Origin of the sequence: Chryseobacterium populi (assembly GCF_000282115.1) — a bacterium.
Taxonomy (GTDB): domain Bacteria; phylum Bacteroidota; class Bacteroidia; order Flavobacteriales; family Weeksellaceae; genus Chryseobacterium; species Chryseobacterium populi.
The window spans coordinates 1-18,792 of record NZ_AKJY01000094.1 but is presented as its reverse complement, the minus strand read 5'-3'; the positions used below and the strand labels follow the sequence as shown (position 1 = coordinate 18,792).

Here is an 18,792-nt window from a genome sequence, read left to right as displayed (position 1 = left end):
AATGCCATTCCTGTTACTGAGTACCTAGACTCGGACATCTTTGTCTTCAAGCCCGTAAAGTGCGGGTTTCATAATCAAAAAATCTATTCATTATGAAAAAACAAAGAAAAAAATTGCTGTATGCTGTTTTAACATTCGTGACAATTAATTCGGTATTTGGTCAAGGCAATGGTTCAGCCGGAATTAACGAAGCTACACAGATGGTCACCTCTTATTTTGAGCCGGCTACTCAATTAATTTACGCCATAGGTGCAGTAGTAGGATTGATTGGAGGAGTCAAGGTTTACAACAAGTTCAGCAGTGGTGATCCTGACACCAGTAAAACCGCTGCCAGCTGGTTCGGAGCATGTATCTTCTTAATTGTTGCCGCAACCATTCTTCGCTCATTCTTCCTTTAAATGACGACTATGAATACCTATCATATCAATAAAGGAATAGGAAGGACGGTAGAGTTCAAGGGACTTAAAGCACAATATCTCTTTATCTTCGGTGGAGGACTCTTAGGAATATTGATCTGTGTCATGGTTATGTATATGGCAGGCGTCAATACCAATCTGTGTTTAATTCTCGGAGGAATCAGCAGTGGACTTCTTATCTGGCAGACTTTCGCACTGAATGGAAAATACGGGGAACATGGTCTGATGAAAATGAGTGCTCAAAAAAAGCATCCGAAATATATCATCAGCCGTAAGAGTATTTACCGGTATCTGAAAATTAACCGTAAAAGAACAAACATATGAGAAATTCTTCCAAGGCAGCCACTCTGGAAAGTAAATTTCCACTGTTGGCGATTGAAAATGATTGTATCATTTCAAAAGACGCTGATGTTACGGTTTGCTTTAAGGTCAGACTCCCCGAACTGTTTACTGTCGCTTCCGCTGAGTATGAAGCCATGCATTCCGCTTGGTTTAAAGCGATTAAAACACTCCCGGATTTCACCATCGTTCACAAACAGGACTGGTTTATGAAAGAAAACTACAATCCTGATTTGTCACAAGAAGACCAAAGTTTTCTTTCCAAATCATTTGAAAGGCATTTCAATGAGAGGCCCTTTTTAAATCATTACTGCTACTTGTTCATCACAAAAACAAGTAAGGGGAGAATGCGGATGCAGAGCAACTTTTCATCACTCTGTAAAGGAAAACTGATTCCGAAAGAGATTAAAGATAAAGAAGTCATGAATCGATTTCTTGAAGCGGTCGATCAGCTGGAAAGGATTATGAATGACAGTGGTTATATCCATCTCGAAAGGATGACAGAAAATGAGATATCAGGAACTTCTGAGAGGTCAGGATTACTGGAGCAATATCTAACATTATCCCGTGAAACCCATCCGTCATTACAGGATATCAAGTTAGGGTCGGAAGAAATGAGGATTGGTAACAACCGGATTAGTATGCACACCTTATCGGATACTGAGGATTTACCAGGCACTGTATCATCACACAGTCGTTATGAGAAATTAAGCACCGATCGCAGCGACTGTCTTTTATCATTTGCTTCTCCGGTGGGACTTCTGCTCAGTTGCAATCACATTTATAACCAATATCTGTTCATCGACAATAGTGATGAGAATCTTCGCCAATTTGAAAAATCTGCAAGGAATATGCACTCTTTAGCAAGATACAGCAGAGCCAATCAGATCAATAAGGAATGGATAGAAAAGTATTTGAATGAAGCACATTCTTTCGGGTTACAATCTATCCGCGCTCATTTTAATGTAATGTCATGGTCTGACAATTCTGCTGAATTCAAGCAGTTAAAAAATGATACTGGTAGTGCGCTAGCCTTGATGGAATGTAAACCCCGTCATAATACCACGGATACCGCTACTTTATATTGGGCTGGAATACCCGGTAATGCAGGAGATTTTCCGAGTGAAGAAAGCTTCTACACATTCATCGAACCTGCTGTGTGTTTTTTTACAGAGGAAACCAACTATCAGGATTCACCTTCACCTTTTGGGATCAAAATGGCTGACCGTTTGACCGGAAAACCGATTCATCTGGATATTTCAGATCTGCCGATGAAACAGGGGATTATTACCAATAGAAATAAGTTTATCCTTGGTCCATCGGGCAGTGGTAAATCATTCTTCACCAACCATATGGTGCGACAGTATTATGAGCAGGGAGCGCATGTCCTTCTTGTAGATACCGGAAATTCCTACCAGGGATTGTGTGAACTTATCAGGGGAAAGACCAAAGGAGAGGATGGTGTTTATTTTACCTATACTGAGGATAATCCCATTGCTTTCAATCCATTCTATACCGATGACGGTGTCTTTGACATTGAAAAAAGGGAGAGTATAAAAACCTTAATTCTGACACTTTGGAAAAGAGATGACGAACCACCGACCCGTTCAGAGGAAGTAGCCCTTTCCAATGCAGTCAGCGGATATATCGAAAGGATTAAATCAAATGACGAGCATCCTTCTTTCAATGGATTCTATGAGTACGTCAAAGATGATTATCAGAAAGTACTGGAGCAAAAGAAAGTCAGGGAAAAAGACTTTGATATAGCCAACTTTCTCAATGTGCTGGAACCTTACTATAGAGGAGGAGAGTATGACTATCTGCTCAATTCAGAAAAGCAGCTGGACTTATTATCCAAGCGTTTTATTGTCTTTGAAATCGATGCTATTAAAGATCATAAAATTCTATTTCCTATTGTAACCATTATCATTATGGAAGTCTTTATCAATAAGATGCGAAGACTTAAAGGAATCAGAAAACTCATCCTCATCGAAGAAGCCTGGAAAGCCATTGCCAAGGAGGGGATGGCAGAATACATCAAGTATTTGTTCAAAACGGTAAGGAAATTCTTTGGGGAAGCCATAGTAGTAACTCAGGAAGTCGATGATATCATTCAGTCACCGATTGTGAAAGAAAGTATCATTAATAATTCGGATTGTAAGATTCTTCTTGACCAAAGAAAGTACATGAACAAGTTCGATGATATTCAGGCAATGCTGGGATTAACGGATAAAGAAAAAGCTCAGGTACTTTCTATCAATATGAATAATGATCCACGAAGACTTTACAAGGAAGTTTGGATTGGACTGGGTGGAACGCACTCTGCAGTCTATGCCACTGAAGTTTCAACACAAGAATATCTGGCATATACTACAGAAGAAACGGAAAAGATGGAGGTGATGAACCTTGCATCTGAACTTGACGGCAATGTCGAACAGGCCATCAAGAGGATTTCTCTTAAGAGAATCAAATCGAATAGAAAAGACAATTCAATCATTTAAAAATGTACAACAATGAAAAATTTAATCATTAAAACCTTAATGGTAGCATTCTTTGCTACCGTAACCTATACAAAAGCACAATTTGTCGTAACAGACCCTGCAAACCTGGCTTCGGGAATTTTGAACTCAGCCAATGAAATTGTACAGACTTCTTCAACGGTATCTAACGTTGTTAAGAACTTCAATGAAGTTAAGAAAGTATATGAACAGGGTAAAGAGTATTATGACCAGCTGAAAGCCATCAATAATCTGGTCAAAGATGCCAGAAAGGTTCAGCAGACCGTCCTTTTAGTGGGTGATGTTTCTGAGATGTATGTCAACAATTTCGGTAAAATGCTGAATGACCCCAATTTTAATGCTCAGGAATTAGCTTCCATTGCCAATGGTTATTCTGCGCTTCTTACGGAGAGCACGGAGCTATTGAAAGAACTCAAAGAGATCATCACTTCTAACGGTCTTTCTCTGAATGATAAAGAAAGGATGGATGTTGTTGACCGGGTTTATAAAGAGGTCAAAGCGTATCATAATCTGGTAAGATACTACACCAATAAAAATATTTCGGTCAGTTATCTCAGAGCAAAAAAACAGAACAACACGAAAAGGGTGCTGGATCTTTACGGAACCTCCAATCAAAAATACTGGTAAGATGGAACCAAGCAACTTACACGAAGTACTTCGTTCCGTTTATGAGGAAATGATGCCGATGTGCGCTGATATGGCTGCTGTGGCAAAAGGGGTCGCCGGATTAGGCGCTTTATTCTATGTAGCACTAAAAGTCTGGCAGTCATTGAGCCGTGCAGAATCGATTGATTTGTTTCCCATGCTGAGACCTTTTGCCATAGGCATCTGCATTATGTTTTTTACCACATTGGTTTTAGGAAGTCTTAATGGGGTAATGAGTTCCATCGTTCAGGGAAGCCATTCAATGCTGGAGAATCAGGTCTTGGATATGAACGAGCTGCAGCAGAAAAAGGATCTTTTAGAACGAGAAGCGATGCTCAGGAATCCGGAGATGGCTTATCTTATTTCAAACGAAGAATTTGACAAGAAGCTGGAAGAGCTCGGATGGTCACCATCGGATCTGGTCACGATGTCCGGAATGTATATTGAACGAGAAATGTTTGCCATCAAGAAAGATATCAGAGATGGTTTTCGTGAATTTCTTGAAATTCTGTTTCAATCGGCAGCCTTAGTTATTGATACCATCAGAACATTCTTTCTGATAGTGCTTTCAATCTTGGGACCAATAGCATTTGCGATTTCCGTCTGGGATGGTTTCCAAACAACTTTAACCCAGTGGCTGACCAGGTACGTTAGTGTTTACCTATGGCTTCCTGTTGCTGATATATTCAGTGCTATTCTTGCCAAAATGCAAACTCTGATTTTAGAACGGGATATCGAGATGCTCGCAGATCCCACCTTTATTCCTGATACCTCCAATACGGTATACATCATCTATATGGTAATTGGGATCATAGGTTATTTTACGGTACCAACGGTGACTGGCTGGGTGATTCAGGCAGGAGGGGCAGGCAACTTTATGCGTAATGTAAACCAAACTGCTACGAAATCAGGTAATGTTGCGGGAGCAGCAGTAGGTTCTGCGACGGGTAATATTTCGGGAAGATTATTAAAATAAAAATACAGTTCTATGGAATTTAAAACATTAAGAAATATTGAGAGCAGCTTCAAACAGATCCGTTTGTTTACATTCGTTTTTGCGGTGTTGTGTTTTGGAATTGTAGGGATTGTGGTATTCAAATCCTATCAGTTTGCCGAAGAGCAGCGTCAAAAGATCTATGTGCTGGATAACGGCAAATCATTGATGGTAGCGCTATCTCAGGATATGTCGATCAACAGACCTGTAGAAGCAAGAGAGCATGTGAGACGATTTCACGAATTATTCTTCACCATTGCCCCAGACAAGAATGCTATTGAAAGTAATGTCAAAAGGGCTTTCAATTTGGCTGATCAATCCGCATTCAATTACTATAAAGACCTTCAGGAAAAAGGTTACTATAACAGAATCATTTCAGGTAATATCCAGCAGAGAGTTGAGGTAGACAGTGTCGTTGCCAACTTTGATAGTTACCCTTATGACGTAAAAACTTATGCAAGACAATTCATTATCAGATCCAGTAATCTTACCATCAGGAATTTAATTACCAACTGTTCATTGGTTAATTCTGTACGGTCTGACAGCAATCCTCAGGGATTTATCATTGAAAAATTCAACGTGCTTGAAAATAGAGATGTCGAAACTGTTGAACGCTAATAAGACCGATATGAAAAAACTAAGAGATACACTCGAAAATTATGTTGTAAAGATTGATACACACTGGAAATCTCTTCCTGTAGAGCGACAAAAATTCCTGACCAAGGTTTTCTTTGGTGGTTATGTTTTGATAACCGTCATCGTCATTGTCAATATCTGTATTTCTACAGGTCAAAGAAGTAATACCATTTCTATCAATCATATTGACGGCATTTCTAAGAAACCTATCGAAAAAGGATCGAAGCATAATGAAATAGTAAACTCATCCACTAAAAAATAGAATATGAAAGATTCAGAGAAAATTAGAGTGACAGAAAATGATCTCTCCCAAAATTCTAACGGAGTGAATGATCATCCCAAGGCTCAATGGGAAAGATTAAAGAAACCTTTCATCTACTTTTTGATGGCTACTGTATGTGCATCTTGCTTTTATCTCATCTTTAAGCCCAAAACCGATCATACCATTATTGAAGAGGCTGGCTTTAATGCAGCTATTCCACAGGCAAAAGACGGTCAATTGCAGTCTGATAAGCAAAAGGCTTATGAGCAGCAGTTATTAGAGCAAAAGAATGAAGAAAAGAGAAATTCAATAACAACTTTATCAGATTACTGGAATGACCAGAACGGAGTAAACTATAATAGCAACCCACCTTCTTCAACATCCACTAGAAGTGTACTTCAGCAATCCGATCAGAATGCTCTGAACAGTTATCGCAATTCCCAACAGACCTTGAGCTCATTCTATAATCGGGATAATCAGGAGGTCAATAACCTAAGGAAAGAAATCTCAAGGTTAAAGAATGAGTCAATGCAAAATCATGCCGTTCCTGCGGGTCTGGGAATCAACGACCAGTTAGAGCTCATGGAAAAATCGTATCAAATGGCTGCTAAGTATCTTCCAACGACGCCAAAGCAGGAAAAACCAGCAGAAAAAGAGGAGGTCGAAAAGTCAACGGAAAAGAAGGTTAAACTGACTTCAGCAATACCGGTACGTTCCAATGTTGTTTCCTTATTATACAGAGACCAGTCGGATAGTGCTTTTATCGCAGGTTTGAATCAGAATAGATTTTATGACAGTCAAAATGATTCAGAAAACTCAGTTCAAACAAAAAACGCAATAAGAGGTGTGGTCTATGAAACTAAGACTTTGGTCAACGAAAGTACATTATCTATAAGGCTTTCAGAAGCGATGAAAGTCGGAAGAGCTGAAATTCCAGCGGGGAGCTTACTGATTGCAGTAAGCAAATTTCAGGGAGAGAGGCTTCAGTTAAAAATATCTTCCATTCAATCTCAAGGTAATATCTATCCTGTAGAAATCAATGTTTATGACACTGACGGTCATATGGGATTGTATGTTCCTTATTCAGCGGAGCAGAATGTGGTAAGCGATATTGTAGCTAATATGAGCCAGACTTCAGGCACTAATATTATGATGACTCAATCAGCAGGGCAGCAGATTGCAGCTGATCTGAGCAGGGGAGTAGTACAGGGACTGTCGGGTTATTTTCAGAAGCGAGTCAGACAATTGAAAGTAACTGTAAAAGCGGGCCATCAAGTCTTCCTCTTACCCAAAAATAACTAATCAAAAAAAATAAAAATGAATACACAAAAGAGTCATTATATTCTCATTATGCTATTACTTCTATTAGTAAGCAAGACATTTGGGCAGGATTCTGTGACAACTTATATTTCCTTGGAACAGGCAAAATTGGACCCTTTCCGGATTAACGTCACCTACAATAAAACCAGCCATCTGATATTTCCTACATCAATACGATATGTTGACCTGGGAAGTGATCTCTTGGTTGCCAATAAGGCAGATCCTATAGGAAACGTTCTTCGGGTTAAGTCAGCCGTCAGGGATTTTGAAGAAGAAACTAATTTTTCGGTCATTACTGAAGATGGAAAATTTTACAGTTTTGACGCATCCTACAGTTCTTATCCCGATATACTCAGCTATGATTTAGTAAAACTTCAGAGAGGTATGGAGCGACAGTATGCTGATGTATTATTTGAAGATCTTAAAGGAAGCTCAACTTCTCTCATCTGGCTTATTATGGAAAATCTTTACAGGAAAAGCAACAGAACTATTAAGCATATTGCTTCGAAAAGTTATGGAATTAAGTTTTCAGTCAGGGCGCTGCACGTTAATGACAGCAAGTTTTATTTCACATTGCAGGTTAAGAATCAAAGTAATGTGGGGTATGCTATTGAATGGGTCAATTTTAAAATTGTCGATAAAAAGAACTTAAAGCGAACGGTCGTTCAGGATAAGATTTTAGAGCAGGTTCGTACCTATTTCCCGGAAAGGATAATAGCTGATCATTCAGATAGTAAAGGGATTTATATGCTTGATCAGTTTACGCTCTTAAAAGATCAGGTTTTGGAGATTGAAATTCTGGAAAAGAACGGGGGAAGGCATTTGAAAGTACAGCTTGAAAATGAAGATATTGTTCATGCAAGATTGATAAACAGTTTAACCATTAAAACGGGGTAAGATGCACAACATATTTTTAACAGTCATCTTAACGATGATAATGGGTAGCAAAATATTTGCTCAACAGATGATTCCCAAGCAAATTGGTATTGAATTTACCTATTCGGTATTTCCAAAATCTCCAGAAAAGCAAAATTATATGTTTAGTACGGGGCTTGTTTCTTACTCGAAGAATGGTAATTACTTTTTTGGACTGACAGAATATGGTAGAAAATATTATAAATACACAGGCTGCGATATCCCGATAGATAGTTTCCTGCTTAGTGGTGGGTACAGTTTTTATGTTTGGGGAGACTTCATGCGAAATGTAAATTTTAATCTGGGAATTGGAGGTCTTGTTGGTTATGAGCAGATTAATAGAGGTGATGAATTGTTGTATGATGGATCAAAGCTTAACTCTACAGGTAATTTTATTTATGGGACGAACGGTAAGCTGTCTATTGAAAGCTATCTGACTAAGCATTTAGTTTTCCTGGTCAACGGGCAACTTCGCTTTTTGAAAAATAGTCAAATGGTTAATTTTCACTCTCTGCTGGGGGTAGGAATAAGATATAATTTCTAAAAATAATGAAAAATGAAAAATATAATTAATACAGCTAAAATACAATTAAAGTGTTTCTTGCTACTATTTGTAGTCGGACTATTTGTACAATCATGTGAGAAAGATGATTTGGAAATTCAGCAGAACTATCCTTTTAAGGTGTCGGTTATGCCGGTTCCCAAGGACATAGCTAAAGACGAGTATGTAGAGATTCGTATCAAAATTCTTCCTGAAGGTAATTTTGCTGACACCAAATATTATCTTCGATATTTTCAGTTTGAGGGAACAGGAAAGCTACAGTATTATAACACTCAACCCTATTTTCCCAATGATATTTATCCTCTGTATGAGAAAGAGTTCAGATTGTATTATACTTCAACCTCTGAAGTTTCACAATCATTTACGGTATGGCTATCAGACAGTTTTGGAAATGAGAATAAAATTGAATTTCAATTCAACAACAAAAAGCTAAACGGATAAATACTATTTCTTTAGCTTACAAATATATATTTCCACTTCAAATAAAACCATCTAATTTGAGAAGCATTGTTTAGTATTTGCGGAAAGATGGTTGTTCCCTAAAGGGCAAGCATCTTTCCGCGACGCCACAAGAATCCAGACCGGGAACCGGCTCTGGATTCTTATTTTTAGACATTTAAGTCCCTTATAAAATACCTTCATCGGAGAAAGAGAAGGAGTCGGTTGAAGTTATTATACAATGATCAAGCATGTTAATATTTAATAGTTGGGCAGCCTCCTTTATTTTTTGTGTGATGCCTATGTCTTCGCGAGAAGGTGTAAGGTTTCCGGAAGGATGGTTATGGGCTATAATAAATGATACGGCATTACATAATAGAGCTCCCTGCATGATGATTCTGATGTCAACAAGAGAAGAGGTAATTCCAGATTCTGATATTTTTTGTATTCCTAAGACCTTGTTAGCCTGATTCATATACATTGAGTAAAATGACTCTCTGTAGTCGATCTGATCTGCATCAAAATGTTCCCTGAAAATATCTGTAGCATCTTGGGAGTTCAGTACTTTTTTTTCAGCATTTCCTTTTCTTGTGTAGATCAATTTGATCTCATTTACGATATTATATTTCATTGTTATTGCTCTGAGTACGGCAGAGCCTTTTGTTTCCCGTACTTAAGTTAAAACAGCATTTATTTAAAACATTTTTGAACTGTTATGCGTCTTTTTTAGATCAAAAGCCTTTTCAATCTCTTCTCCGTTCTATTTCTTAAAAGCCTTTCAGGCTTCGCTGAATATTTTTCAAAAGAAAAACCGGAAAAAAGAAAGCAGATATGAAGTGTTGACAATGAAAAAAAACAAAAGGAAACGGAATAATTGGAGGGTACCTTTAGGGAGGAAACCGTTTATGCCGTAGTCTTTTGGTTGGATTAGCAAGACGGCTGGCAACAATACCTTAGCTGCCTTTTTACCGGTTTATTATGGAAAATGTTTCGTGTAATAGCAGTCAATAACCTGTTTTTGTATATGAAATGAATGTTTAAATTAACAATGTTGATTTTATTTGTATTTTAGTTGAATCTAAGAATGATGAATTTCTTTGCATCAATTTTCTCTTGTTGCACCTAAAAAATAAATTTAAACGTAACCACATCTTTTATAAATAAAAATTTTTTCCGCCTAATGGTTGATGTTAAGTGTTTCGTTTGATTTTACATGTTCAAGCGTTAGACATTTATATTTAAAAGCCAAATACATCACATAAGTGTCTGGGTTTAATTTCAGAACAGTTGTCCAATACTTTTATTAAAAAAGTATTGGTATGGAGAAGAAAGTTGAAATTAGTAACATTACCATAGAGGAGATTATCAAGATTTTTAAAGAAGAGGAGGGAATTGAATTAAGCATTGAGGAGGCGAAAGATATTTTAAGCTTTCTGACGATGCTCTTAAAAATTACCATTAAGAGTTTTTTAGAACAATAATATTTTCTAAGATTTATATATGAAAAAAGCCGATTTATATATCCGTGTGTCAACTGATGAGCAGGCAGATAAGGGATACTCGCAAAGAGATCAGGAGGAACGATTAAAACGTTATTGTGAAAACAATAACATTAAAGTAGGTCAAATCATCTATGAAGATTACTCAGCCAAGACTTTTATCAGGCCAGAGTGGATTAAATTACTGGATACGCTAAAGAAAAAAAGCTCAAAAACGGATCTGCTGCTTTTTACAAAATGGGATCGCTTCAGCAGGAACGCTGGCGATGCGTATCAAATGATTAACATACTTAGGAAAAGTAACGTTGAACCGCAGGCTATTGAGCAACCTTTAGATCTTTCAATTCCTGAAAATAAAATGATGCTGGCTATATATCTTGCTGCACCGGAAGTTGAAAACGACAGGCGCGCTCTGAATACTTATTATGGAATGCGCCGTGCTAAAAAAGAAGGCAGATTAATGGGAAGGGCACCTTATGGCTACGCTAACAGAATAACGGAGAACGGGAAAAAGTATGTAATCCCGAAGGAACCGGAAGCTTCCAATATGAAATGGGCATTCAATGAAATGTCCAAAGGCGTTTATTCAGCGAGCCAAATCATGGATATGATGAACAGAAAAGAAGGAAAGTCAGTTAAGATAAGTGCCTTTCTTGCAAGTTTACGCAATACCGCATATTGCGGGAAAATTTACGTGGAGCAATTCAATGAAGAGGAGGCTCATTTTGTTAAAAGTATTCATGAACCTTTGATCAGTGAAGAACTATTCGAAAAAGTTCAATGTATAATGGATGGAAATGTGAATCCAGCCAGACCTAATGTAAAAGTACTGCCTGACGATAATTTGCCATTAAGAGGTTTCCTTCTGTGTCCGGAATGTGGTCATTTGATTACAGGCAGTGCCTCTACGGGACGTTCTGGAAATAAATATTATTACTATCATTGCCAATCCCCGTGTTCATACCGTTACAAATCTGAGATTATTAATTCTAAATTTTTAGAAATATTGCAGTCATTGGAAATGCGCGCATCTATAAAAAATTATTTGAAAAAAGTGTTGAGGCAAAATTTTGAAAAATTAATCAATAATCCCCAAAGAGAAAGGAAAGCAATTCTATTAGAAATAGATCGTTTAAACAGTAAATTGAAACAGGCAAGAAATAAACTGATGGAGGAAGTAATTGATGATGAAGATTATCTTGAAATTAGGACCGGCTGTAAAGGACAAATTGAAAAGCTCGAAGCTAAATTAACTAAAGGAAAGGATAATAAGAAAATAGATTTTCAAAAACTACTAGACCAAGCATTATCGAACCTAGTAGACCTTGCGAAAGTCTATACTGATGGGGATATCGAGGTAAAACGTAAAATAATTGGTTCGATATTTCCTGAAAAATTGCAATTTTCAAAAAATCATTATCGAACCACCCGACCAAATGTTTTGCTCTCTTATATATACCAGATAAACAATGAGTTAGGTACGAAAAAAAACCGGAAAGAAAGTGAATTATCACCTCTTTCCGGTCTTGTACCCAGGACCGGGATCGAACCGGTACTCCTAAGAACTGGTGTTTGAGACCAGCGCGTCTACCAATTCCGCCACCTGGGCATGTTTTAAATTGGTGTGCAAATATAAAAACTTTTTTACGATTTTTAAAACTTTTTGTAAACTTTTGTTTAAAATTCTATTTCCAAACCATCGTAGGCAAGGTGCATCCCGGCCGGAAGCTGCTTATCTTCAATATCATGCAACCCCAGATGATGACTGATGTGGGTTAAAAATAATTTTTTAGGTTTTAGTTCTTCATACAGCTGAATCACATCAGGAAGAATAAAATGCGCAGGATGTGGATCAAACTTACGGATACAGTTGAGAATTAAAACATCCAGGTTTTTTAATTTTTCCTTTTCAGGATCTGAAATGAAATTGGCATCTGTAATGTAAGCAAGGTTTTTAAATTTATATCCAAAAACCGTAATCTTGTAATGAATCACCTCGATAGGAGTGATATCTGTATCTAAAATATGAAAAGGTACATTTTCTATTTCATGGAGATCAAAAGCCGGTGCACCGGGATACCTAACATCGGTGAAAGCATAGGCAAAACGTTTTTTTATTTCCTGTCCGACTCTGTGATAGCAATATAAAGGCATATCTTTTCCGCTTTTAAAAATTAGCGGGCGCATATCATCGAGACCAATAACATGGTCGTTATGTTCATGGGTAATCAGGGTGATGTCTACTGTGGTTTCGTTGTTTAACAGCATCTGCTGCCTGAAATCCGGGCCGCAGTCAATTAATATTTTTTTGTTTTCTTCTGTTGTTATCATCACAGAAGAGCGAAAGCGTGTGTCTTTTGGATTTTCCGATGTACATACTTCACAAGTACAGCCAATAACGGGTACACCCTGTGAAGTTCCGGTTCCTAAAAATTTCAACTTCATTTTGTTTTGAGGTTGGTATTAATTTTGGTAAATTTACAAAAAATTTAATGTCCTAATGTATCAGAAACTAACTCCTAAACAAAAAGCATTAACAATTAATCTAGATCCTACTATTTATGGTACTTTCGCGGAAATTGGAGCAGGGCAGGAGACTGTTCGACATTTTTTTAGAGCAGGAGGGGCTTCAGGTACAATTGCTAAGGCGATGTCGGCTTACGACAAAGATTTTAGTGATGCCATCTACGGAAAAGAGGTAAAAAACAGATATGTTACCCAAAACAGACTTCGCAAAATGCTTCGTTATGAAGTAGCACTGATTGAAGAAAGAATTTCCAGAGAAAATAATCCGAACAGAAAATTTTTTTCCTATGCGAATACAGTTACCACCATTAATTTTGACAAAACATTAAAAGGCCATGGCTGGGTGGGAATCCGTTTTCAGGTATGTGAAAATGAAGATTATAATGAAATTGTAATTCACGTTAAATTCAAGGAAAATGATGCTACATTACAGCAGGAAACATTAGGAAATCTTGGGGTAAACCTTATTTTCGGGGCATTTACTTATTACGATAACCCCAGAAGATTAATAGAATCTCTTTATGATGATGTAGCGACCGATAACCTGGAAATTGATATGATTGATTTCAGCGGGCCGGCTTTTGCCTACGTAGACAACAGGCTAATGTCTTTACAGTTGGTGAAAAACGGAATGACAGATGCTGTAATTTTTAATTCCGAAGGAAATAACATGCTGCCTGCGGATATCCTGTATAAGAGAAATATTTTTGCAGTTAGAGGAAGCTTCAGGCCGGTAACGAAAGTGAATATTGATATGCTCCGGAACGGACTGGATATGTTTCTGAAAGATGCAATCTGTACCCAGGAAGAAACCGAAGTATTAATTGAAATTACGATTTCAAACCTCAGAGCAGACGGAGATATTGATGAAAGGGATTTTATGGACAGGGTGGATATTCTGGGCCGGCTGGGATACACCGTTATTATTTCAAATTTCTCAGAATACTACAGGCTGATTGATTATTTCTCTTCCTACACAAATGGAAATATTGGTGTAGCAATGGGAGTAAACAACCTGCTGATGGTATTTGAAGAGAAATATTATAAGGATTTATCAGGTGGGATTCTTGAAGCTTTCGGTAAATTCTTTCGCAACGGGATGAGAGTATACCTGTATCCTTACAAAGATCCTGAAACCCATGAATTGCTGGATTCTTCAAACCTTAGAGTAGAAGAAAACCTTAAAGAACTATATAAATACTTTAAACTTAACAACCGTATTGTAGATATTAAAAACTATAACCCGGAGTTTTTGGAAATTTACTCCAGGGAAATATTAAAAAAAATTGCATGCAATATCAAAGGCTGGGAAAATCAGGTCCCAGAAGGTGTTGCAGAAATGATAAAAGAGCGCGGAATGTTCGGATATAAAGAAGAATTTTCGTTAAAACAATTCTCTTAAAATATATAACACCATGTCAGAATTAAAAAAAAGACTTTCTTCCATTCTTGAAAGTCCGAAACATAATACTGAAGAGAAACTTCAGAAAGTTTGCCATTTGTTGGACCAGGAAATTTCTTATTTCAACTGGACCGGTTTCTATTTTAAAAACGGAGATAAGGAAGAACTGATCTTAGGCCCTTACGTAGGAGCACCTACAGATCATACAATTATTCCTTATGGGAAAGGGATTTGCGGGCAGGTTGCCGTTTCCAATGAAACATTTGTAGTTCCTGACGTTCATCAGGAAAGCAATTATCTGAGCTGTTCAATTGATACCAAAGCAGAAATCGTAGTTCCTATCTTTAAAGATGGGAAAAATGTAGGCCAGATTGATATCGATTCCCATAAAATAGACCCGTTTACAACCGAGGACCGCGAATTATTAGAGTGGCTTTGTAATGAGGTTTCTAAAATTTTGTAAATTTTAATTTCTAACCACAAAAGTTCCAAAAGTAAATTTGTAGTTATTAAGAGTGTCATCTGAAGACTTTTTCTTCACAGTTTTTGAGGTTTAAAAATAATGGCTCCGGTTAATAAAACCGGAGTTTTTTATTGGTGGCTTCGGGAGCTCAGCCACCTTATCGTTTGTATTTAAAATGAGATATAGTCTTTTTGAAAATTATGATTAAAATTTTAATGATGGCTGACGCTCCCGAAGCCATCGCTTCCTAAGAATAGATCTCCCGAAGCAGTTCCTTGAAATAATTTTCACACTTTGCAATATGTGTTCCGTACCAGGAAAAAGCCTCACCATCCACAATCATGATTTTTTTGTTCGGATATATTTCTTTTAATTCCTCAATATGCTTTTCTTTAAAGGGAAAAGGCTCGGAAGACAGCATAATAACATCTGTATCAGCAAGGTCTCCAATCTGTATCTCAGGATAACGGGTTTTATCTTTAAAACTGTTCTTAAATCCTATCTCAGCCAGGATGTGATGAATAAAAGTATCTGAACCAATGGTCATATAAGGATTTTTCCAGATCAGGTAAGCGACTTTTATTTTGGTTTCAGCCTTAACCTGATTCAGGATTTCATATATCTTGAGATTGAAAAGTTGTGCTTTTTCCTCCTGATTAAACATACTGCCCAGATTTTTAAGCAGATAATAATTGTCTTCAACGGTTTCAACATGAGTCACCACTACTTTGAAATCTTCCATTAAAGCTTCTACCTGCTCTTTAATGTTTTCCTCTTTATTGGCGAGAATGAGATTGGGTTGTAAGCTCCTGATCTTTTCAATATTCAGGTTTTTTGTTCCGCCGATAACTGGGATGTTTTTTACTTTTTCTTTGGGGTGGATACAGAATTTGGTTCTTCCGATGATTTCATGTTCAGTTAGCCCCAAATCAAATAATGCTTCCGTAATAGAAGGTACAAGAGATATAACTTTCATGATTAGACTTTGTCTAAAATTACAAAAGTTTCCCGGTTAGGAAAAGCCCGGCCACGGAAAAATAAATAATAAGTCCGGTAACATCTACCAACGTTGCGACAAAAGGTGCGGAAGATGTTGCAGGGTCTAAATTTAGCTTTTTAAGAATAAAAGGAACCATTGATCCGGAAAGGGTACCCCAAAGTACAATCAGTACTAAGGAAACCCCAACACTTAGTCCTACAAAAGGCCAATACATTCCGTAATTAAAGAAGCCGGCTTCGTGCCAGATCATAATTCTTAAAAAGCCGATGGCGCCAAGAATTCCTCCAAGGCATAAACCTGTAAAAATCTCTTTTTTCATTACATACCACCAGTCTTTCAATCCGATTTCCTGAAGGGCCATTGCCCTGATGATCAGGGTTGCAGCCTGAGAACCGGAATTTCCACCACTGGAAATAATTAAAGGAACAAATAAGGCCAGGACTACTGCTTTTTGAATCTCATCCTCAAAATATCCCATTGCTGAAGCCGTAAGCATTTCAGAGAAGAAAAGGATGATCAGCCACATTCCTCTCTTTTTGATCATTTCTAAAAGAGATGTCTGGGTATAAGGATCATCTAATGCTTCAAGCCCCCCGAATTTCTGAATATCTTCAGTATTTTGCTGTTCGATCTGGTCGAGGATGTCATCAATCGTTACAATTCCTACCAAAACTCCGGCTTCCGTAATAATAGGGAGTGCGGTTCTATCGTATTTTTCGAAATAAGTTACCGCATCTTCTTTTGAAGTGACGGTTGTGATGGCTACAAAGTGATTATCTGTGATTTCAGAAATCAATGTATCTTCTTCTGCTAATAATAAACTGCCTAAAGCAATATCATCTATCAGGCGGTTTCTTTCATCCACCACATAAAGATGATTCATTGTTTCAACCCTTTTTCCTACTTTTTTTATCTGCTGCAGACATCTTTTTACCGTCCATTCTTTACGGATCTGGATGTAATAAGGAGTCATCAGACGGGCTATCGAATCTGAATTATAGCCCAGAAGCTTTAAGGCAATTCTTCTTTCCTGCGGGTTAAGGTGATTGATAGAGTATTTAATAAGCTCATCCGGAAAATCCTCAAATAAAGCAGTTCTGTCATCCGGAGTCATTGCATTCAGGATTTCGGAAACTTCATCACTTCCGATACTTCTGATCGTTTCTTCCTGAAAATCAGGGTCAAGATGAGAAAATACTTCCGCTTTGTACTGTTTCGGAACCTTCAGAAATGCCAGTAACCTCTCATCAGCGGGAAGTCCGCTAAGAGTTTCGGCAATATCGGCAGGGTTAAAGATAAGTTCGTCTCTGGAATTCAAAACGTGAAATTTTTGGATATGCAAAAATAATTCAAATTTTTAAGATAGCGTAATGAACCGGAAAAATTAAGGATTAATTAAAGTTTTCTTCTTTTCGAAAAATGGTCGTCAAATAAAAAACACCCGTAAAAGAACGGGTGTCTAAATCAATTTAAAAAATGAAGGTTGGTATTTTTTAACTTCAGGATATTATTTCTGTCTCCTGAGTTATCTTTACTAAGCTTGAAGTGTGTTTTTTTCACTTCTTTCAGATTAATATTAAACTAAGATAATGAAAATATTTTAATTATTCACTGTTAAATGACAATATGTTAGATAATTTAACAAATTAAAATGTTTTTTGTAGATAATTATATATAGAAAATAGGAGTGATGTAGTTTTAATTTAAAACAAAACCGGTTAAAATCCTGCTTCAGAAGAAGGCTCAATTTTTCTCAGTTTTTTTAAAATACCTTTGATAGCACCGTTTGTTGCAATTTTAATTGAATTTTCGGCAGAACCTAAAAGACGCATGTTTTTGCGATAAGTATCATAGTCTGTTTCTGTAATAAGTTTTCCTTCGGCATCAAAAATTTTCATGCTTACCACCACCTGGTTAGAGAAAACATATTTTCCGATTCCCACTTTGAAATATCTTACCTTCGGAACAATGGCAAAATCAGCTTCATTATAAGTGCAATAATCATTAATGATTTTGGCATCGATACTGTCAAAAGGAATCTGAACTTCAGCCCTAAGCATTTTATTTTTTTTGTACCTGCTCAGATTATCGGAAACAGTACTGAAAAATGCATGGTTGGTGGGTTCTTTGATTTCTTCAATATCAGGCTCTACTTCAGGATTGAAGTAGAGGATCTTTTTTATTTTGCCTTCAGAGGCATTCTTTTGTGCTTTTACCGAAGTAAAACCGATCAATAAAAAAGTGAAAACCGTAGTAAAAAATAATGTTTTTCTCATTTGTAATTCGTTTGCAAAATTACTGTCTTTTAACGGGATAACATAAAATTATTTAAGAAATTTTTAACATTTTTTTCTATCAAATTTGATATATGGAATCAATAATGTTTTGCCAACTAAGAAAATAGTTGTATTTTTGCACCCGTTACATAATAATCATTAAACAATATTGGAATGTACTTAACAACAGAAAAAAAGCAGGAAATTTTCTCAAAACACGGGAAATCTGCACAAGACACAGGAAGTGCTGAAGGACAGGTTGCACTTTTCACTTTTAGAATTAACCACCTTTCTGCTCATTTAAAGAGTAATCACAAAGACTATGCAACTGAAAGATCTTTGGTAAAATTGGTAGGTAAAAGAAAAAGATTACTAGATTACCTTAAAAATAAAGATATCGCAAGATACAGAGCAATTATTGCTGAACTAGGTTTAAGAAAATAATCTACAGGATTTTCAAAATAAAAAGCAACTTCGGAAGAGGTTGCTTTTTTTATATCCTTATAATCATATTTGAAATTAACTTAACGTGAGTTCGATATAAGAAATTATACATTACTATAGAAAAAAGCGGAAAAAT

At 36.8% G+C, this 18,792-nt stretch carries 21 protein-coding genes and 1 tRNA gene; 16 read left to right on the top strand and 6 right to left on the bottom strand.

Annotated elements, in window-relative coordinates; translation table 11 throughout:
- Positions 1-92 precede the first annotated feature (92 nt).
- The 11 genes from PMI13_RS17970 to PMI13_RS17920 all read left to right on the top strand — a co-directional run bounded on the left by PMI13_RS17970 (position 93) and on the right by PMI13_RS17920 (position 9,049).
- Positions 93-398, top strand: coding sequence for a DUF4134 domain-containing protein (locus PMI13_RS17970; protein WP_007846394.1), 306 nt, complete (start codon positions 93-95; stop codon positions 396-398).
- Positions 399-407: 9 nt separating this feature from the next.
- Entirely contained in the window at positions 408-740 is a 333-nt protein-coding gene (locus PMI13_RS17965; protein ID WP_007846392.1) for a DUF4133 domain-containing protein, read from the top strand.
- Positions 737-3,256, top strand: coding sequence for a TraG family conjugative transposon ATPase (locus tag PMI13_RS17960; protein ID WP_007846390.1), 2,520 nt, complete (start codon positions 737-739; stop codon positions 3,254-3,256). Before PMI13_RS17965 ends, PMI13_RS17960 begins: the two co-directional genes overlap by 4 nt.
- 12 nt (positions 3,257-3,268) lie before the next feature.
- On the top strand, positions 3,269-3,901 hold the full coding sequence (locus tag PMI13_RS17955) for a DUF4141 domain-containing protein (RefSeq protein ID WP_007846388.1): 633 nt from the start codon (positions 3,269-3,271) through the stop codon (positions 3,899-3,901).
- Between the two features lies 1 nt (position 3,902).
- Positions 3,903-4,895 carry a conjugative transposon protein TraJ gene (gene traJ / locus PMI13_RS17950; RefSeq protein WP_007846386.1) on the top strand — a complete coding sequence of 331 codons (993 nt, stop codon included), beginning with the start codon at positions 3,903-3,905 and terminating at the stop codon, positions 4,893-4,895.
- 12 nt (positions 4,896-4,907) lie between these two features.
- Positions 4,908-5,531 carry a conjugative transposon protein TraK gene (gene traK, locus PMI13_RS17945; protein ID WP_007846384.1) on the top strand — a complete coding sequence of 208 codons (624 nt, stop codon included), beginning with the start codon at positions 4,908-4,910 and terminating at the stop codon, positions 5,529-5,531.
- Between the two features lie 10 nt (positions 5,532-5,541).
- Positions 5,542-5,811, top strand: a complete 270-nt coding sequence (locus PMI13_RS17940) for a hypothetical protein (RefSeq protein WP_228442124.1) — start codon at positions 5,542-5,544, stop codon at positions 5,809-5,811.
- A gap of 3 nt (positions 5,812-5,814) precedes the next feature.
- Complete coding sequence (gene traM / locus PMI13_RS17935; RefSeq protein ID WP_007846380.1) at positions 5,815-7,113, top strand: conjugative transposon protein TraM; 1,299 nt, start codon at positions 5,815-5,817, stop codon at positions 7,111-7,113.
- A gap of 15 nt (positions 7,114-7,128) precedes the next feature.
- The gene (gene traN / locus PMI13_RS17930; protein ID WP_007846379.1) at positions 7,129-8,028 is read left to right on the top strand and encodes a conjugative transposon protein TraN; all 900 of its coding nucleotides are present in this window, start codon (positions 7,129-7,131) and stop codon (positions 8,026-8,028) included.
- Positions 8,029-8,095: 67 nt separating this feature from the next.
- The gene (locus PMI13_RS17925; protein WP_228372389.1) at positions 8,096-8,590 is read left to right on the top strand and encodes a conjugal transfer protein TraO; all 495 of its coding nucleotides are present in this window, start codon (positions 8,096-8,098) and stop codon (positions 8,588-8,590) included.
- A 12-nt stretch (positions 8,591-8,602) separates the two neighbouring features.
- Entirely contained in the window at positions 8,603-9,049 is a 447-nt protein-coding gene (locus PMI13_RS17920; protein WP_007846377.1) for a DUF3872 domain-containing protein, read from the top strand.
- Between the two features lie 184 nt (positions 9,050-9,233).
- Here PMI13_RS17920 and PMI13_RS17915 read toward each other — a convergent pair whose 3' ends face one another.
- Positions 9,234-9,677: a JAB domain-containing protein gene (locus tag PMI13_RS17915; RefSeq protein ID WP_007846375.1), complete on the bottom strand. Its 444-nt coding sequence runs from the start codon at positions 9,675-9,677 to the stop codon at positions 9,234-9,236.
- 688 nt (positions 9,678-10,365) lie between these two features.
- On the opposite strand from PMI13_RS17915, the gene PMI13_RS21370 reads away from it, so the two are divergent.
- Positions 10,366-10,527, top strand: a complete 162-nt coding sequence (locus tag PMI13_RS21370; RefSeq protein ID WP_002980924.1) for a hypothetical protein — start codon at positions 10,366-10,368, stop codon at positions 10,525-10,527.
- Positions 10,528-10,546: 19 nt separating this feature from the next.
- The gene (locus PMI13_RS20985; RefSeq protein WP_081491316.1) at positions 10,547-12,121 is read left to right on the top strand and encodes a recombinase family protein; all 1,575 of its coding nucleotides are present in this window, start codon (positions 10,547-10,549) and stop codon (positions 12,119-12,121) included.
- Here PMI13_RS20985 and PMI13_RS17910 read toward each other — a convergent pair.
- Both PMI13_RS17910 and PMI13_RS17905 read right to left on the bottom strand, forming a co-directional pair.
- Positions 12,075-12,154: transfer RNA gene (locus tag PMI13_RS17910), tRNA-Leu, on the bottom strand. The genes PMI13_RS20985 and PMI13_RS17910 overlap by 47 nt on opposite strands.
- A gap of 68 nt (positions 12,155-12,222) precedes the next feature.
- Positions 12,223-12,990, bottom strand: coding sequence for an MBL fold metallo-hydrolase (locus tag PMI13_RS17905; RefSeq protein WP_007846369.1), 768 nt, complete (start codon positions 12,988-12,990; stop codon positions 12,223-12,225).
- A 55-nt stretch (positions 12,991-13,045) separates the two neighbouring features.
- Here PMI13_RS17905 and PMI13_RS17900 point away from each other — a divergent pair, with 55 nt between their 5' ends.
- Both PMI13_RS17900 and PMI13_RS17895 read left to right on the top strand, forming a co-directional pair.
- Positions 13,046-14,473: a hypothetical protein gene (locus tag PMI13_RS17900; RefSeq protein WP_007846358.1), complete on the top strand. Its 1,428-nt coding sequence runs from the start codon at positions 13,046-13,048 to the stop codon at positions 14,471-14,473.
- A 13-nt stretch (positions 14,474-14,486) separates the two neighbouring features.
- Positions 14,487-14,936 carry a GAF domain-containing protein gene (locus PMI13_RS17895; protein WP_007846357.1) on the top strand — a complete coding sequence of 150 codons (450 nt, stop codon included), beginning with the start codon at positions 14,487-14,489 and terminating at the stop codon, positions 14,934-14,936.
- A 247-nt stretch (positions 14,937-15,183) separates the two neighbouring features.
- Here PMI13_RS17895 and PMI13_RS17890 read toward each other — a convergent pair whose 3' ends face one another.
- From PMI13_RS17890 to PMI13_RS17880, 3 genes are all read right to left on the bottom strand, one after another.
- Entirely contained in the window at positions 15,184-15,912 is a 729-nt protein-coding gene (locus PMI13_RS17890) for an ABC transporter substrate-binding protein (RefSeq protein ID WP_007846356.1), read from the bottom strand.
- Positions 15,913-15,931: 19 nt separating this feature from the next.
- Positions 15,932-17,254 (bottom strand): magnesium transporter, encoded by a 1,323-nt coding sequence (gene mgtE, locus PMI13_RS17885; RefSeq protein WP_007846355.1) that lies wholly within the window; start codon positions 17,252-17,254, stop codon positions 15,932-15,934.
- Positions 17,255-17,654: 400 nt separating this feature from the next.
- Positions 17,655-18,212: a hypothetical protein gene (locus tag PMI13_RS17880; protein ID WP_007846354.1), complete on the bottom strand. Its 558-nt coding sequence runs from the start codon at positions 18,210-18,212 to the stop codon at positions 17,655-17,657.
- A 174-nt stretch (positions 18,213-18,386) separates the two neighbouring features.
- Here PMI13_RS17880 and rpsO point away from each other — a divergent pair, with 174 nt between their 5' ends.
- Positions 18,387-18,656 carry a 30S ribosomal protein S15 gene (gene rpsO, locus PMI13_RS17875; protein WP_007846353.1) on the top strand — a complete coding sequence of 90 codons (270 nt, stop codon included), beginning with the start codon at positions 18,387-18,389 and terminating at the stop codon, positions 18,654-18,656.
- Positions 18,657-18,792 lie beyond the last annotated feature (136 nt).

Bases quoted from the DNA above. Each gene is read 5' to 3' on its own strand.
- PMI13_RS17970 (WP_007846394.1), top strand. From the start codon at position 93: ATGAAAAAACAAAGAAAAAAATTGCTGTATGCTGTTTTAACATTCGTG.
- PMI13_RS17965 (WP_007846392.1), top strand. From the start codon at position 408: ATGAATACCTATCATATCAATAAAGGAATAGGAAGGACGGTAGAGTTC.
- PMI13_RS17960 (WP_007846390.1), top strand. From the start codon at position 737: ATGAGAAATTCTTCCAAGGCAGCCACTCTGGAAAGTAAATTTCCACTG.
- PMI13_RS17955 (WP_007846388.1), top strand. From the start codon at position 3,269: ATGAAAAATTTAATCATTAAAACCTTAATGGTAGCATTCTTTGCTACC.
- traJ (WP_007846386.1), top strand. From the start codon at position 3,903: ATGGAACCAAGCAACTTACACGAAGTACTTCGTTCCGTTTATGAGGAA.
- traK (WP_007846384.1), top strand. From the start codon at position 4,908: ATGGAATTTAAAACATTAAGAAATATTGAGAGCAGCTTCAAACAGATC.
- PMI13_RS17940 (WP_228442124.1), top strand. From the start codon at position 5,542: ATGAAAAAACTAAGAGATACACTCGAAAATTATGTTGTAAAGATTGAT.
- traM (WP_007846380.1), top strand. From the start codon at position 5,815: ATGAAAGATTCAGAGAAAATTAGAGTGACAGAAAATGATCTCTCCCAA.
- traN (WP_007846379.1), top strand. From the start codon at position 7,129: ATGAATACACAAAAGAGTCATTATATTCTCATTATGCTATTACTTCTA.
- PMI13_RS17925 (WP_228372389.1), top strand. From the start codon at position 8,096: ATGATTCCCAAGCAAATTGGTATTGAATTTACCTATTCGGTATTTCCA.
- PMI13_RS17920 (WP_007846377.1), top strand. From the start codon at position 8,603: ATGAAAAATATAATTAATACAGCTAAAATACAATTAAAGTGTTTCTTG.
- PMI13_RS17915 (WP_007846375.1), bottom strand. From the start codon at position 9,677: ATGAAATATAATATCGTAAATGAGATCAAATTGATCTACACAAGAAAA.
- PMI13_RS21370 (WP_002980924.1), top strand. From the start codon at position 10,366: ATGGAGAAGAAAGTTGAAATTAGTAACATTACCATAGAGGAGATTATC.
- PMI13_RS20985 (WP_081491316.1), top strand. From the start codon at position 10,547: ATGAAAAAAGCCGATTTATATATCCGTGTGTCAACTGATGAGCAGGCA.
- PMI13_RS17905 (WP_007846369.1), bottom strand. From the start codon at position 12,990: ATGAAGTTGAAATTTTTAGGAACCGGAACTTCACAGGGTGTACCCGTT.
- PMI13_RS17900 (WP_007846358.1), top strand. From the start codon at position 13,046: ATGTATCAGAAACTAACTCCTAAACAAAAAGCATTAACAATTAATCTA.
- PMI13_RS17895 (WP_007846357.1), top strand. From the start codon at position 14,487: ATGTCAGAATTAAAAAAAAGACTTTCTTCCATTCTTGAAAGTCCGAAA.
- PMI13_RS17890 (WP_007846356.1), bottom strand. From the start codon at position 15,912: ATGAAAGTTATATCTCTTGTACCTTCTATTACGGAAGCATTATTTGAT.
- PMI13_RS17880 (WP_007846354.1), bottom strand. From the start codon at position 18,212: ATGAGAAAAACATTATTTTTTACTACGGTTTTCACTTTTTTATTGATC.
- rpsO (WP_007846353.1), top strand. From the start codon at position 18,387: ATGTACTTAACAACAGAAAAAAAGCAGGAAATTTTCTCAAAACACGGG.